Consider the following 13,563-nt stretch of genomic DNA (forward strand, 5'->3'; position numbering starts at 1 on the left):
CGGCGAGACGGGCGGCACCGCGGGGACTCACTCCGCCGGGGCGATCCGGTACCCGCCGCGCGCCGAGTACAGCGTCAGCGCCTCGACCGGACAGAAGTCGACCGCCTCGGTCAGTTCGGCCGTCAGCTCCGCGCCGTCACCGCCGTACCCGGCCACCGGCTCGGCCAGGCCCTCCGCCCCGAGCGCCAGCGAATCGGGCGCGCTGAGGGCGCACATGCCGGAGCCGATGCAGCGGTCCCGGTCGACGCGGACGACGACCGTCTCGGCGCCCGCCGCGGAGCCGGTCTCGGCACCCGTCTCTGGACCGGCCGTCACCAGGCCACCTGCAGCGAGTTCGGACTGCGGGTCAGCAGCCCGCGCCGCCAGTCGATCGAGCCGGCCGGGTCGGTGAGCCGCAGCGAGGGCAGCCGGCGGGCCAGCCGGTGCAGGGCCAGTTCGAGCTCCATCCGGGCCAGCCACGCGCCCAGGCAGTGGTGCGGCCCGGCGCCGAAGGTGTACATCGGCGCGACGAGCGGGGAGAACAGCTCGGTCAGCAGGTCCCCGGTGAAGACCTCCGGGTCCATGTTGGCCGCGCTGGTGTCGGCGGCGACCACGCTGCCGGCCGGGATGACCACCCCGCCGATCTCGACCTCCTCCACGGTGCGCCGCAGCAGGCCGGGGAAGTAGTCGGTGTCCCCGAGCGGCACGGCCCGCAGCAGCTGTTCGGTCGCGGCGGCGGCGCTGGCCTCGTCGGCGGCCAGCCGCTGCCAGGCGTCGCGCCCGTCGCCCAGGAGGTAGACGAGGGCGTTGCCGAGGGACGTCATCGTGGTCTCGTGCCCGGCCACGACGAGCCCGATCACGAGCGTGACCAGCTGCCCCTCGGTGATCGAGCCGTCCTCGGCGGCGGCCGCCAGCAGGCTGCTGACCAGGTCCTCGCCCGGGTCGGCGCGCCGCTCGGCGATCACGGCGGAGCCGAATTCGGCGAACTCGCCCATCGCGGTGACGATCGCCTCGGCGCTGTGGGCGGTGGTGGAGAGCGCGTGGTCGCTCCAGTGGGCGAGCCGCTTGCTGTCCAGGTTGTCCAGCCCCATCAGCCGGCTGATCACCGCGACCGGCAGCGGGCGGGTGTAACCGGCGACGATGTCGGCCGGGTTGCCGTGGTCGATCAGCTCGTCGATCAGGCCCTCGATCACCGAGGCCACCCAGGGCCGCCAGCGCGCGATCGCGCGCGGCGTGAACGCCCGCTGCACGGTGCGGCGCAGCCGCTGGTGCTCGGTGCCGTCGATGTTGAGCATGCTGTTCGGATCGTCCAGCAGGTTGGGCGCGTTGGTGAGCGGCGGCGCGTCCGGCGCGTACAGCGGAGCGCGGCCGAGCCGCGGGTCGGTGAGGACCTGCCGCACGTCGGCGTGCCGGCTGACCAGCCAGACCGGGGTGCCGGTGGGCAGCGCGGAGAGCCGGGGCGGACCGGCCTCGGCGTGGCGCGGGCAGTGCAGCGGCGTGAGCGGGGCGGTGCCGGTGCCGGCACCGGTCGCACTGTTCTCGGCGGACATCCGTACTCCAGACTCCAGGGCGGTGGGCCGCGGGGGCGGCCCGGCGGGGGGTGGAACCGGGGAGGTGCGGGGGACGGGTGGGGCGGGCCGGCGGACGGCTCGGCTCTGGCCGGCGGGTGGGACCGGGATCGGACGGGACCGGGGTCCGGGTACGCGGACCCGGCCGACGGGTGGGACCGGGTGGGACCGGGGCGGGCGAGGTCGGGCGCGCCGGTCGTGCCGGGGCGCGCCGGTCGTCACGGGAGTGTGCTGAGCGTCATCGCGTGGACCGCTTCTGCTACGACCGTACGTGGGCGGCGGTCCGCGCGTCTGCGGTACTTCCGGCCAACGCCGATGCTTTCCGGGCACTTCGGCGCGCACGCACGGGCGCCCGGCGCCCTCCGTGCGCCCCCGGCCGAGCTGGGCCGCGATCGGCTCCGGGTATGCCGCCGTCATATCCCGGGACCGGCGTGGACGGTGATCCGGTGACCGGACCCGCCCGCCGGGCGGGCGCGGGCGTGGACGATACGCTTCGTGGGCAAGTGGTTCGACGCAGGTCACGCCGGGTGCGACGGCGCCCCGGCCGACGGAGGTGGAAACGGATGGCCCAGCAGGTCAAGGCAGTCATCGCGCGTGCCAAGGGCGCGCCCGTGGAGGTGACCACGATCGTCGTGCCGGACCCGGGGCCGGGCGAGGCCGTCGTCCGGATCCAGGCCTGCGGCGTGTGCCACACCGACCTCCACTACCGCGAGGGCGGGATCAACGACGAGTTCCCGTTCCTCCTCGGCCACGAGGCCGCGGGCGTCGTCGAGTCGGTCGGCGAGGGCGTCACCGAGGTCGCCCCGGGCGACTTCGTCGTCCTCAACTGGCGCGCGGTGTGCGGCCAGTGCCGGGCGTGCCGGCGCGGCCGTCCGCAGTACTGCTTCGACACCCACAACGCGAAGCAGAAGATGACGCTGCTGGACGGCACCGAGCTGTCCCCGGCGCTCGGCATCGGCGCGTTCGCCGAGAAGACCCTCGTCGCGGCCGGCCAGTGCACCAAGGTCGACCCGGCCGCCGAGCCGGCCGTCGCGGGCCTGCTGGGCTGCGGCGTGATGGCGGGCCTCGGCGCCGCGATCAACACCGGCGGCGTCGGGCGGGGCGACTCGGTCGCCGTGATCGGCTGCGGCGGCGTCGGCGGCGCGGCGGTCCTGGGCTCCCGGCTGGCGGGCGCGGCGCGGATCATCGCCGTCGACATCGACGACCGCAAGCTGGAGACGGCCCGCGGCCTCGGCGCCACCCACACCGTCAACTCCCGCACCACCGACCCGGTCGAGGCCATCCGCGAGCTCACCGGCGGCCACGGCGCGGACGTCGTCGTCGAGGCGGTCGGCCGCCCCGAGACCTACCGGCAGGCGTTCTACGCGCGCGACCTCGCCGGCACCGTCGTCCTGGTCGGCGTGCCCACCCCGGAGATGACGCTGGAGCTCCCGCTGCTCGACGTCTTCGGCCGCGGCGGCGCCCTCAAGTCCTCCTGGTACGGCGACTGCCTGCCCTCCCGGGACTTCCCGATGCTCATCGACCTCTACCTCCAGGGCCGCCTGGACCTCGGCGCGTTCGTCACCGAGACCATCGAACTCGACGCGGTGGAGCAGGCGTTCGAGCGCATGCACCAGGGCGACGTGCTCCGCTCGGTGGTGGTCCTGTGACCGCGCGCGTGGACCGTCTGGTCACCTCCGGCGTGTTCGAACTCGACGGCGGCAGCTGGGAGGTGGAGAACAACGTCTGGATCGTCGGCGACGACACCGAGGCCGTGGTGATCGACGCCGCGCACGACGCCGACGCGATCGAGGCCGCGCTCGGCGGGCGCCGACTGCTGGCGATCGTCTCCACCCACGCCCACAACGACCACGTCGACGCCGCCCCCGCGCTCGCCGAGCGCACCGGCGCGCCGATCCTGCTGCACCCCGACGACCTCCCGCTGTGGAAGCTCACCCACCCCGAGCGCCTCCCGGACGGCGAACTCGCCGACGGCCAGCGGATCGAGGTGGCCGGCACCGCGCTGACCGTCCTGCACACCCCCGGCCACGCGCCGGGCGCCGTCTGCCTGCACGCCCCGGAGCTCGGCACCGTCTTCACCGGCGACACCCTCTTCCACGGCGGGCCGGGCGCGACGGGCCGGTCGTTCTCGCACTTCCCGACGATCATCGACTCCATCCGGGACCGCCTCCTCACCCTCCCGCCCGAGACGGTGGTCCGCACCGGCCACGGCGACCCGACCACGATCGGCGCCGAGGCCCCGGCGCTGCCCGAATGGATCGCCCGCGGGCACTGACGCCCGGCGGCCCCGGGGCGGGTGTGCCCGCCCCGGGGGCCGTACGATCACGGCCATGGCCCACGACCCCCGCGACCTCGACGACGCGTTCCTCGCCTTCTGGCGCGAGCGTCACATCGCCACCCTCACCACTCGGCGCCCCGACGGCTCCCCGCACGTCGTACCCGTCGGCGTCACCTTCGACCCGCAGACCGGCATCGCCCGGGTGATCACCAGCCGCACCAGCCGCAAGGCCCGCAACGTCGCCGAAGCCGGCCCCGGCGGCCAGCGCGTCGCCGTCTGCCAGGTCGACCGCGCCCGCTGGTCCACGCTGGAGGGCGTCGCCGTCGTGCGCTCCGCCGCCGAGGAGGTGGCCGACGCCGAGCGCCGCTACGCCGCCCGCTACCGCGAGCCGCGCGTCAACCCGGACCGCGTCGTCCTGGAGATCACCGTCGACCGCGTCCTCGGCCGCGCCTGACGCTCCTGCCCGGCCTCACTCCGCCGGGGGCCGGACGCCTCCGACGGATCGGTTGACGCGCGTTGACGGCGCGTTGACCGCGCGTCGACGTCGGGTTCCTACGGTCGGTCCATCGGCAAGATCCGCACCGCTCCGAAGGACTGACATGATCGACCCCGCCGTGTCGTCGCGCCGCGACACGCCCTGGATCGGCGACGATCCGCGCTTCACCGAGTTGCGCGCCTCCTACCGCAGGTTCGTCTTCCCGGTGACGGCGGCGTTCCTGCTCTGGTTCCTGGCGTACGTGCTCTGCTCGGCCTACGCCCGCGGCTTCATGGCGACCAAGGTCGCCGGGAACGTCAACGTGGCCCTGGTCTTCGGGCTGCTGCAGTTCGTCTCGACGTTCGGCATCGCCCTGGCCTACGGGCGGTTCGCGGCCCGGCGGCTGGACCCGCTGGCCGCGGCCCTGCGCGACGTGACGGCGAACCGCCCGGCGGCTGCGGCCGGTCGTGGCACCCGGGAAGCGACGGAGGTCCAGGCATGACCCAGCACCTCCAGTTCGCCGCCGCGGCGGCGCAGCCGGCCTCGCACAAGGGCCTGACCATCGGCCTGTTCGTCGCCCTCGTGGCGGTGACCCTCGTGATCACCCTCTGGGCGCGCCGCAGCACCCGGGGCACCGGCGGCTTCTACACCGGCGGCGGCCAGTTCTCGGCGCTGCAGAACGGGATCGCGATCTCGGGCGACTACCTGTCCGCGGCCTCGTTCCTCGGCATCGCCGGGATCATCGCGCTGGCCGGGTACGACGGCTTCCTCTACTCGATCGGCTTCCTGGTCGCCTGGCTGGTCGCGTTGCTGCTGGTGGCCGAACTGCTGCGCAACACCGGGCGGTTCACCATGGCCGACGTGCTGGCCGCGCGGCTGCGCAGCGGGCCGATGCGCACGGCCGCGGGCGTGTCGACGATCGTGGTCTCGATCTTCTACCTGATCGCGCAGATGGTCGGCGCGGCGACGATCGTGGGGCAGCTGCTCGACGTCAAGGGCGCCTCCGCGCAGATCTGGACCATCGTCGGGGTCGGCGCCCTGATGATCGTCTACGTGGTGGTCGGCGGGATGAAGGGCACCACCTGGGTGCAGATCGTCAAGGCGGGTCTGCTGATCGCCGGCGCGGCCACGATGACCCTGTGGGTGCTGGCGAAGTACGGCTTCGACCTCGGCCACCTGCTCGGGGACGCCGCGACGGCGTCCAAGAAGGGCGATGCCTTCCTCCAGCCCGGTCTGAAGTACGGGTCGACCGACGGCTGGTCGAAGCTCGACCTGGTCAGCCTGGGCGTGGCCCTGGTGCTGGGCACCGCGGCGCTGCCGCACGTGCTGGTGCGCTTCTACACCGTCCCGACCGGCAAGGACGCGCGCAAGTCGGTGAACTGGGCGATCGGCATCATCGGGGTGTTCTACCTGATGACCCTGGTGCTGGGCTTCGGCGCGGCCGCGCTGGTGGGCACGGCGACGATCAGGGAGAAGGACCCGTCCGGCAACACCGCCGCCACGCTGCTGGCCGAGCACCTCGGCGGCGGCGCGGGCACCACCGGCGGCTCGCTGATGCTGGCCTTCATCGCGGCGGTGGCGTTCGCCACCATCCTGGCGGTCGTCGCGGGGCTCACACTGACCTCCTCGTCGTCGTTCGCCCATGACCTCTACGCCAGCGTCATCCGCAAGGGCCGGGCGACGGAGCGGCAGGAGCTGCGGACGGCGAAGGTCGCGGCCGTGGTCATCGGCGCGGTCGCGGTCGTGCTGTCGATCTTCGCCCGGGACCTCAACGTGGCGTTCCTGGTGGCGCTGGCCTTCGCCATCGCGGCCTCGGCCAACCTGCCGGCGATCCTGCTGACCCTGTTCTGGCGGGGCTTCACCACCTTCGGTGCCAAGTGCGGCATCTACGCGGGCCTGGTCGCCTCGATCGGCCTGGTGCTGCTCTCCCCGATCTGCTGGGGCGGCGCGAGCGGTACGGTCCACGCGGTGAAGCTGACGGCCGCCCAGGCGAAGGACTGCGGGGTGGCGGTGACCAGCAAGGAGGTCGGCAACGCCACGGCGCTGATCTCCTGCACGACCACGGCGCCGGTCCCGCTGCAGAACCCGGGCGTCGTCTCGATCCCGATCGGGTTCGCCGCCGCCGTCCTCGGCTCGCTGGCCGGCGGCCGCCGCCGTCGCGACGAGGACCCGGACGGGCGGTCCTTCGAGGACCTGGAGGTCCGGGCCCTCACCGGGGCAGGGCGGTAGCCGTGGAAACCCGTACCAATCTCGACGAGTTCCTCTCCGACCTCGCGCGCTACGCGGCCGCCGACGTCCTGACCGCCCAGCTCACCGCGGACACCCTGCGCAAGTACCTGCGGGCCGGGCTGATCGTCCCGGACGACCTGTGCGCCGGTGACTCCGACGGCTACGCGCAGCGGCTGCTGCACGCCGGACCGACGCACTCCGTGGTGGCCCTGACCTGGCTGCCCGGGCAGTCGACCCCGGTCCACGACCACGTCGCCTGGTGCGTGTCCGGCGTGCTGGAGGGCGTGGAGGTGGACGAGGCGTACCGGCTGTGGCGGGTGCCCCGCTCCGGCCGCAGGGTGCTGGTGCCGGCCGGCCGCACCACCTGCTCGCCCGGCCGGGTGCAGCTCCTGGTGCCGCCCGACGAGGACATCCACCGGGTGTCGAACGGCGGCACCGGCCGGGCGGTCTCGCTGCACGTCTACGGGGCGGACATCTCGCTGAGCGGGCACAGCTCGATCAACCGGGTCTTCGGGCAGGAGGTGGTCGACGTCCCGCCGGACGGGGCCCGGCTGGTGAGCTGGCGGCGTTCGGACGGCCTCGCGCCGTGACCGGCGCGGCGTGAGGAGACGGGCCGCCCGATCCGGGCGGCCCGTCAGCCGTGCTCCGGCGTCCCGGCGAGCTCGTGCAGGGAGGCCTTGAGGGCGGCGACGAAGCGGTCCTGGGTGGCCTCGTCGACCAGGTCGAGCGAGAGGTAGGGGTTGAGGTCCTCCAGCTCGACGAGGAGGAGGTCGCCCTCGGGCGTGCGGCAGGCGTCGACGCGCTGGATGCCGTGCTCGATCGTGTTCCAGGCGATGAAGCGGCGGGCGAAGTCGAGGTCGGCGGCGGTGGGTCCGTACGGTTCGAGGCGCCAGCGCTGCCCGGGGTCGGGGGCGTGCAGCGCGTACTGGAAGGCGTCGTCGACGAAGTAGAACGAGACCTCGTACGCGAAGCGGACCAGCGGCTGGACCAGGACGCCGTCCCCGAACGCGACGGAACCGAGCTCCTCGCTGGGGACGATCCGCAGGCCGATCGAGTCGGCGCCGAGCTTCGGCTTGACGACGTACTCGGGCACGACGGGCAGCCGCCCGAGGTCCTCGGCCCGGTCGACGGTGGGGATGACGGGGTACCCGGCGGCGCCGAGGTCGACCAGGTACTGCTTGCCGGCCATGTCGGCGCGCCCGGTGAGCTGGTTGTAGACGCGGGTGCCGCGGTCGAGGGCGCGGTCGCGGAAGGCCTCGTACGCGGCGCGGTAGTTCAGCACCGGGCCGCTGTTGCGTACGAGGACGAGGTCGAAGGCGTCCATCAGCGTGGCGGCGTCGAGGGGGTGGCACAGGGCGACGTCGAAGTCCTCGCGCAGGCGCGCGGAGAGCCGGATGTCCTCGTCGCAGTAGCGGCGGCCGCGGGCCGGGTAGGCCAGGTCGGTGACGAACAGGACGCGGGGCTTGGCGGCGGACATGTCTCTCCTGAAGATCATTTCTCCAGCTCAGCCTACTACTGCGCGTCCACGGCGGGAGGCCGGTGACGTAGGACGCAGGCGGCCTCGGTGCCCACCGTCAAATGACTGATGTGCGCCCCGTGACCGGTCGGCGAGAGTCATGGGCGCCGGGTGATGCCCAGGCGCTTGTGGACGTGAGGGAACGAGGAGAACAACGATGGCAACCAGTCAGCTCGCCGGGAAGTGGAAGACGGCCGTGGTCGCCGGGGCCGCGGCCCTCGCCGTCACCGGCGGCATCGCCGCGCCGGCCAGTGCGGCGCCCCTGCTGGGCTCGGCGAGCGGTGCCCGGCTGGGGGAGCCGGCGCAGCCCCGCGACCCGGGCGCCCGCAGGCACCACTGGATCGTCCAGGCCCAGTACGGCACCGTGACCGCCCTGAACCGGGCGACCAACTACGCCTGGCAGCGCAACTACAAGGACTGGACGGTCGCCATCATCGGCAACAACATCCAGGGCAACAAGGTCACCGTCTACACCAAGATCACCAACCTGTTCTACGGTGAGGGCGGCGTCATCGGCGCCCAGACGGCGCCGACGCCGCAGGTGCTGATCGCCCAGAACACCATCAAGGCCCAGGGCGGCGTCAGCATCATCACCGAGATCGTGAACGTCCACTTCATCAGCCCCAAGTGGGAGGACGTCTACAGTGCCGACTGCCGTGCCCAGGAGAACATCTTCGACGCGGTGAAGGCGCAGCTCGCCTGCACCCTGGGCTGAGCCGGAGCCGCTCACGGGCTGCCGGCCAGCGTGCGGAGCACGTCCAGGCCGGCGGCGATCGCGGGTTCGTGCGCCGTGTTGTGGCGGACGGCGACCTCGATCCTGCGGGCGAGGGTGCCGTCCGCCACCGGCCGTGCGGTCAGCGTGGACGGCAGGCGGGCCGTGGCCAGGCGGGGGATCAGCGCCGCGTGGCCCGCGCTCTCGGCGAGGGCGATCATCGCGGAGAAGTCGGTGCAGACGTTCCTGACCCGCGGGGTGAAGCCGGCCGAGCGGCAGGCCTGGAGGACGGCGGCGCCGCAGGCGGTCTGCGGCGGCGCGGTGGTCCAGTGGGCGTCCGCGAGCTCGCGCAGGTCGATCGGCGCACCCGTCGGCCGGGCCGCCGGGTGGCCGGAGGGCAGCACGGCGACCAGGGGGTCGGACCGCAGCGCCCGGGTCTCCACGTCCGCGTGCGGGGGCGTGGCCAGGTTGTCGTACCGGTAGACGACGGCGAGGTCGGCACGCCGCTGGAGCAGCAGCCGGACGGCGGCCTCGGGCTCGGCCTCGGTGATGTGGAGCCGCACCTCCGGGTGGGCGGTCTTCAGGGCGGTGCCGAGCGGGGCGGCCAGCGGTACGAGGGCGCTGGGGAAGCAGGCGAGGCGGAGCGGGCCCGCGGGGCTCCCGGTCTCGGCGTGCAGGCGGATGCGGGCGTGCTCCAGGGCGGCGAGCACGTGCTCGGTGTCGCCGGCCAGGCGGCGGCCCGCGGCCGTGAGGTGGACGGAGCGGCCGGTGCGTTCCAGGAGACGGGTGCCGGTCTCCTCTTCGAGCAGCCGCAGCTGCTGCGAGACGGCGGACGGCGTGACGCCGTGGAGGTCGGCCACGGCGGTGACCGTGCCGTGCGCCTCCAGGTCACGGAGGAGGACGAGTCGTCGAACGTCGAGCATCAGTTCATCTTAAGGAAGCGGTGTAGGAGATGTAGCTGGACACGGGTGCGCCCGGTTGGCGACCCTGGCTGCTCCAGTCCAGGTCCCATGAGCAGTGCCAGGAGAGTTCCGTGCGCGCCACCGTGATCCACGCCCCCACCGACATCCGGATCGAGGAGGTGCCCGACCCGGTGGTGCGGCGGCCGACCGACGCCGTCGTGCGGGTGGTCAACGCCTGCATCTGCGGCAGCGACCTGTGGGCGTACCGCGGCGTGGCGCCCCGGGTGGCCGGGCAGCGGATCGGCCACGAGTTCCTCGGCATCGTCGAGGAGGTCGGCGCCGAGGTGTCCGGCTTCGCCCGCGGCGACTTCGTGGTGGCCCCGTTCGTCTGGTCGGACGGCACGTGTGAGTTCTGCCGCGACGGCCTGCACACCTCCTGCCCGCGGGGCGGCTTCTGGGGCGAGGTCGGCTCCGACGGCGGCCAGGGCGAGGCCGTCCGGGTCCCCTTCGCCGACGGCACCCTGGTCAGGCTGCCCAAGGAGGCGGCCGGGGACGAGGCGCTGCTGCCCGGCCTGCTCGCCCTGTCCGACGTGATGAGCACCGGCCACCACGCGGCGGTCTCGGCGCGGGTGCGTCCGGGCTCGACGGTCGCCGTGGTCGGCGACGGCGCGGTCGGCCTGTGCGGGGTGCTCGCCGCGCAGCGGCTCGGCGCCGGCCGGATCATCGCGCTGGGGCGCCACGAGGCGCGCACGGCCATCGCCCGCAAGTTCGGCGCCACGGACGTCGTCGCCGAGCGCGGCGAGGCCGCGATCGAGGCGGTCAGGGAGCTGACCGGCGGCACCGGCGCGCACGCCGTCCTGGAGGCCGTCGGCACCGAGGAGTCGATGCGCACCGCGATCTCCATCGCCCGCGACGGCGGCGCGGTCGGCTACGTCGGCGTGCCGCACGGCGGCAGCGCCGGCGTCGACGTCCGGCAGATGTTCGACCGTAACGTGGCGGTCGTCGGCGGCGTCGCCCCCGCCCGCGCCTACATCCCCGAGCTGCTGCCCGACGTCCTCTCCGGCGCGATCGACCCGGGCCTCGTCTTCGACCGCACCGTCACCCTCGACGGCGTGCCGGACGGCTACCGCGCGATGGACGACCGCTCGGCGCTGAAGGTCCGGATCGCCTTCTGACGTCCCGCCGCTGCCGGGCCGCAGGCTCCCGTCCGAGCCGCACCGTCCCCGCGGCCCGGGCTCGCCTCGTCGGGTGAGGTCGGGGAGCGGTGGGGCGTGGGGGACGGGAGGGGCGGGGGTGGGCTCCCATAGTCGGAGGACGGGGGGTCATATCCGCCGACTGTGGGACGACACGATGATGAGATCACCGCGCCGTGAGGTGCTCCTGGCCGTTGCACTGCTCGCCCTCGCGGGGTGCGGCGGGCCGCCGGCGCCGGAGGCCGTTCCGTCGGTGGCCACGAGCCCGACGGCCGTGCCGACGCCCCCGGGGCCGCGGGCGTTCACGCTGGTGGCGACGGGGGACGTCCTGCCGCACACCGAGATCATCCAGCAGGCCAAGGAGGACGCCGGGGGCGCCGGGTACGACTTCACGCGGATGCTCGCCGGGGTCAAGCCCGTCATCGGGGCCGCCGACCTGGCCATCTGTCACATGGAGACGGTGTACGGCGCCGACGGCGGGCCGTTCACCGGGTACCCGTCGTTCAAGTCGCCCCCGCAGGTGGCCCGGGCGCTCAAGGACGCCGGGTACGCGTCCTGCGACACCGCCTCCAACCACACGCTCGACGACGGGCCGACCGGGATCCGGCGCACGCTCGACGCCATGGACGCCGTCGGGCTGAAGCACACCGGGTCCGCGCGCGGCGAGGAGGAGGCGGGCAGGCCCGCGCTGCTCACGGCGGGCGGGGCGACGGTGGCCCAGCTCGCCTACACGTACGGCACCAACGGCATCCCGTTGCCGAAGGGGCAGCCCTGGGCCGTCAACCTCATCGACCGGGACCGGATCCTCGCCGACGCGCGGGCCGCCCGGGAGGCGGGGGCGGATGTCGTCGTGGTCAGCGTCCACTGGGGCACCGAGTGGCAGGACGCGCCGAACGAGCAGCAGCTCGCGCTGGCCCGCGACCTCGCCGCCGAGCCGGAGCCCGGGCGGCCGGTGGTCGACCTGGTCCTCGGGACGCACGCCCACATCCCGCAGGCCTACGAGAAGATCAACGACACCTGGACGGTCTACGGCATGGGCGACCAGCTCGCGGGCCACATGTACAACCCCACGGGCGCCGAGGACCCGCGCGGCAACTGGTCCTCGATCGCCCGGTTCACCTTCTCGCCGCCCGCCGCGCCCGGGCAGCGGTGGACCGTGACGAAGGCGGAGTTCGTCCCGCAGGTCACCGACCTCGGGCCGCCCTACCGCGTCCTCGACCTGCGGGAGGCCGCCCGCGCCGACCCCGGCCGGGCCGACTACGCCACGGCCCTCGACCACATCCGTTCCGTCGTGCTCAGCCGGGGCGCCGGACCGGCGGGGCTGACCATGGCGCCATAACGCACCGAATCCCCGCACAGCGGGCGGTGTTCATCCGACGACAAGTCAGCTCTTATCGAGCGGCGCCATGATCTCCGGGGGCGCCCCGGTCGACGGCGTGCGCGCAACCGATGCGACTTGACTCAGGGAGAACCATGCGTGGCACCGTGCTCGCCGACCGCTACCGGCTGGTGGACTGGCTGGGCGGTGGGTCGATGGGCGACGTGTGGCTCGCCGAGGACGAGGTCCTCGGCCGCCGGGTGGCCGTCAAGGTCGTCAAGCCCGTCCTGCTCGACGAGCCGGGATTCGCCGAGCGCTTCCACGCCGAGGCGCGCGTCATGGCGCAGCTGCGGCACCCGGGCATCGTCGGGGTCCACGACTTCGGGCACGGCGAGGCCCCCGTGATCGGGAGGCAGGTCGCCTACCTGGTCATGGAGCTGATCGAGGGGGAGCCGCTGAGCGCCGTGCTGGCGCGCCGGGGCAGCCTGCCGGCCGAGGAGGCGCTGCGGATGGCGCTCCAGGTGCTGGAGGCGCTGGTGGCGGCGCACGGGACCGGGGTGGTCCACCGGGACGTCAAGCCGGCCAACCTGATGGTGTGCGGCGACCGGACGGTGATCGCGGACTTCGGGATCGCCCGCCCCGGCAGCGACGCCCGGCTGACCGTCCCCGGGATGGTCCTCGGCACCGCCGCGTACCAGGCGCCGGAGCAGGCCTCGACCGGGCCGGTCACCGGCTCGGCGGACCTCTACGCGCTCGGCGTCGTCCTCTACGAGTGCCTGGCCGGGCGGCTGCCCTTCGACGGGGAGACCGCGCTGGAGGTGATCCTCCAGCACCTGACGGAGCCCGTGCCGCCGCTGCCGGACCCGATACCCGGGCCGGTGCGGGCGATCGTCGAGCGGGCGATGGCGAAGGACCCGGGCGAGCGCTGGCCGGACGCGGCGGCGATGGCGGAGGCCGTCCGGGAGGCGCTGGCGGCGGGTGCCGCGGAGGGCGTGCCCGCGGTTGCGGTCCACACCGGCCAACGACCCGTGGCCGGGCGCCGGTCGTGGACCGGCCTGCGGCGGCGGGCGGTGGTGTCGGTCGTGGCGATGGCCGTGCTGGGCGCGGTGGGCGCCACCGGGGCGGTGGTGAGCCGGCCGGGCGCGGGCGGCGTGCCGCACGGCGACGCCGTCGCCGCGGGGCCGACGGCCGGCGCCGGGCGGTCCGGGGACCCGGGCGGTGCGGTGCCGCCGGACCCGAACGTCCCGTCCGGCGGCCTTCCGACGCCCGACGCGCCGACGCCGACGCCCTCCGCCGGCCCGGGCGCGGGGGACGGGGGCGGCCCGGTGCCCGCGTCCGCCGCGGCGTCGGGCCCCAGCGCCGGGCCCGTGCCGGCGGGCGCGCTCGCCCCGCC

Annotated in this window: 14 protein-coding genes; 10 read left to right on the forward strand and 4 right to left on the reverse strand. The window is 74.4% G+C overall.

The annotated features are described in order from the left end of the window. Positions 1–27: 27 nt before the first annotated feature. Positions 28–315, reverse strand: a complete 288-nt coding sequence (locus ACFXDE_RS18290) for a ferredoxin (protein WP_380495419.1) — start codon at positions 313–315, stop codon at positions 28–30. Then, complete coding sequence (locus ACFXDE_RS18295) at positions 312–1,529, reverse strand: cytochrome P450 (RefSeq protein WP_380439224.1); 1,218 nt, start codon at positions 1,527–1,529, stop codon at positions 312–314. Before ACFXDE_RS18295 ends, ACFXDE_RS18290 begins: the two co-directional genes overlap by 4 nt. Positions 1,530–2,110: 581 nt before the next feature. Between ACFXDE_RS18295 and ACFXDE_RS18300 the strand changes: the two genes are divergently transcribed. From ACFXDE_RS18300 to ACFXDE_RS18325, 6 genes are all read left to right on the forward strand, one after another. Further along, the gene (locus ACFXDE_RS18300) at positions 2,111–3,196 is read left to right on the forward strand and encodes an S-(hydroxymethyl)mycothiol dehydrogenase (protein ID WP_380439222.1); all 1,086 of its coding nucleotides are present in this window, start codon (positions 2,111–2,113) and stop codon (positions 3,194–3,196) included. Beyond that, positions 3,193–3,822 carry an MBL fold metallo-hydrolase gene (locus ACFXDE_RS18305; RefSeq protein ID WP_380495421.1) on the forward strand — a complete coding sequence of 210 codons (630 nt, stop codon included), beginning with the start codon at positions 3,193–3,195 and terminating at the stop codon, positions 3,820–3,822. The genes ACFXDE_RS18300 and ACFXDE_RS18305 overlap by 4 nt, the downstream gene beginning before the upstream one ends. Positions 3,823–3,877: 55 nt before the next feature. Further along, positions 3,878–4,279: a pyridoxamine 5'-phosphate oxidase family protein gene (locus ACFXDE_RS18310; protein ID WP_380439218.1), complete on the forward strand. Its 402-nt coding sequence runs from the start codon at positions 3,878–3,880 to the stop codon at positions 4,277–4,279. Positions 4,280–4,424: 145 nt separating this feature from the next. Beyond that, positions 4,425–4,802: a DUF485 domain-containing protein gene (locus ACFXDE_RS18315; protein ID WP_380495423.1), complete on the forward strand. Its 378-nt coding sequence runs from the start codon at positions 4,425–4,427 to the stop codon at positions 4,800–4,802. Continuing rightward, on the forward strand, positions 4,799–6,529 hold the full coding sequence (locus tag ACFXDE_RS18320) for a cation acetate symporter (RefSeq protein ID WP_380495425.1): 1,731 nt from the start codon (positions 4,799–4,801) through the stop codon (positions 6,527–6,529). The genes ACFXDE_RS18315 and ACFXDE_RS18320 overlap by 4 nt, the downstream gene beginning before the upstream one ends. Before the next feature lie 2 nt (positions 6,530–6,531). Then, a complete protein-coding gene (locus ACFXDE_RS18325; protein WP_380495427.1) occupies positions 6,532–7,119 on the forward strand; it encodes a cysteine dioxygenase in 588 nt (195 codons plus the stop codon). 44 nt (positions 7,120–7,163) lie between these two features. On the opposite strand, the gene ACFXDE_RS18330 is transcribed toward ACFXDE_RS18325, so the two are convergent. Continuing rightward, on the reverse strand, positions 7,164–8,006 hold the full coding sequence (locus ACFXDE_RS18330) for a hypothetical protein (RefSeq protein ID WP_380495429.1): 843 nt from the start codon (positions 8,004–8,006) through the stop codon (positions 7,164–7,166). Positions 8,007–8,202: 196 nt separating this feature from the next. On the opposite strand from ACFXDE_RS18330, the gene ACFXDE_RS18335 reads away from it, so the two are divergent. Next, positions 8,203–8,760: a hypothetical protein gene (locus tag ACFXDE_RS18335; RefSeq protein WP_380495431.1), complete on the forward strand. Its 558-nt coding sequence runs from the start codon at positions 8,203–8,205 to the stop codon at positions 8,758–8,760. An 11-nt stretch (positions 8,761–8,771) separates the two neighbouring features. On the opposite strand, the gene ACFXDE_RS18340 is transcribed toward ACFXDE_RS18335, so the two are convergent. After that, positions 8,772–9,680 carry a LysR family transcriptional regulator gene (locus ACFXDE_RS18340; RefSeq protein WP_380495433.1) on the reverse strand — a complete coding sequence of 303 codons (909 nt, stop codon included), beginning with the start codon at positions 9,678–9,680 and terminating at the stop codon, positions 8,772–8,774. A gap of 110 nt (positions 9,681–9,790) precedes the next feature. Here ACFXDE_RS18340 and ACFXDE_RS18345 point away from each other — a divergent pair, with 110 nt between their 5' ends. From ACFXDE_RS18345 to ACFXDE_RS18355, 3 genes are all read left to right on the forward strand, one after another. Continuing rightward, positions 9,791–10,834 (forward strand): zinc-dependent alcohol dehydrogenase family protein, encoded by a 1,044-nt coding sequence (locus ACFXDE_RS18345; RefSeq protein ID WP_380495435.1) that lies wholly within the window; start codon positions 9,791–9,793, stop codon positions 10,832–10,834. Positions 10,835–11,009: 175 nt separating this feature from the next. Then, the gene (locus ACFXDE_RS18350; RefSeq protein ID WP_380495437.1) at positions 11,010–12,191 is read left to right on the forward strand and encodes a CapA family protein; all 1,182 of its coding nucleotides are present in this window, start codon (positions 11,010–11,012) and stop codon (positions 12,189–12,191) included. A 134-nt stretch (positions 12,192–12,325) separates the two neighbouring features. Beyond that, the coding region (locus tag ACFXDE_RS18355) for a serine/threonine-protein kinase (RefSeq protein WP_380495439.1) at positions 12,326–13,563 on the forward strand (1,238 nt) is incomplete at its 3' end.

It is taken from the genome of Kitasatospora sp. NPDC059408 (genome assembly GCF_042751525.1).
In the GTDB taxonomy this organism is placed as follows: domain Bacteria; phylum Actinomycetota; class Actinomycetes; order Streptomycetales; family Streptomycetaceae; genus Kitasatospora.

Coding starts and splice junctions, on each gene's coding strand:
- ACFXDE_RS18295 (WP_380439224.1), bottom strand. CDS start 1,529: ATGTCCGCCGAGAACAGTGCGACCGGTGCCGGCACCGGCACCGCCCCG.
- ACFXDE_RS18300 (WP_380439222.1), top strand. CDS start 2,111: ATGGCCCAGCAGGTCAAGGCAGTCATCGCGCGTGCCAAGGGCGCGCCC.
- ACFXDE_RS18310 (WP_380439218.1), top strand. CDS start 3,878: ATGGCCCACGACCCCCGCGACCTCGACGACGCGTTCCTCGCCTTCTGG.
- ACFXDE_RS18315 (WP_380495423.1), top strand. CDS start 4,425: ATGATCGACCCCGCCGTGTCGTCGCGCCGCGACACGCCCTGGATCGGC.
- ACFXDE_RS18320 (WP_380495425.1), top strand. CDS start 4,799: ATGACCCAGCACCTCCAGTTCGCCGCCGCGGCGGCGCAGCCGGCCTCG.
- ACFXDE_RS18330 (WP_380495429.1), bottom strand. CDS start 8,006: ATGTCCGCCGCCAAGCCCCGCGTCCTGTTCGTCACCGACCTGGCCTAC.
- ACFXDE_RS18335 (WP_380495431.1), top strand. CDS start 8,203: ATGGCAACCAGTCAGCTCGCCGGGAAGTGGAAGACGGCCGTGGTCGCC.
- ACFXDE_RS18340 (WP_380495433.1), bottom strand. CDS start 9,680: ATGCTCGACGTTCGACGACTCGTCCTCCTCCGTGACCTGGAGGCGCAC.
- ACFXDE_RS18350 (WP_380495437.1), top strand. CDS start 11,010: ATGATGAGATCACCGCGCCGTGAGGTGCTCCTGGCCGTTGCACTGCTC.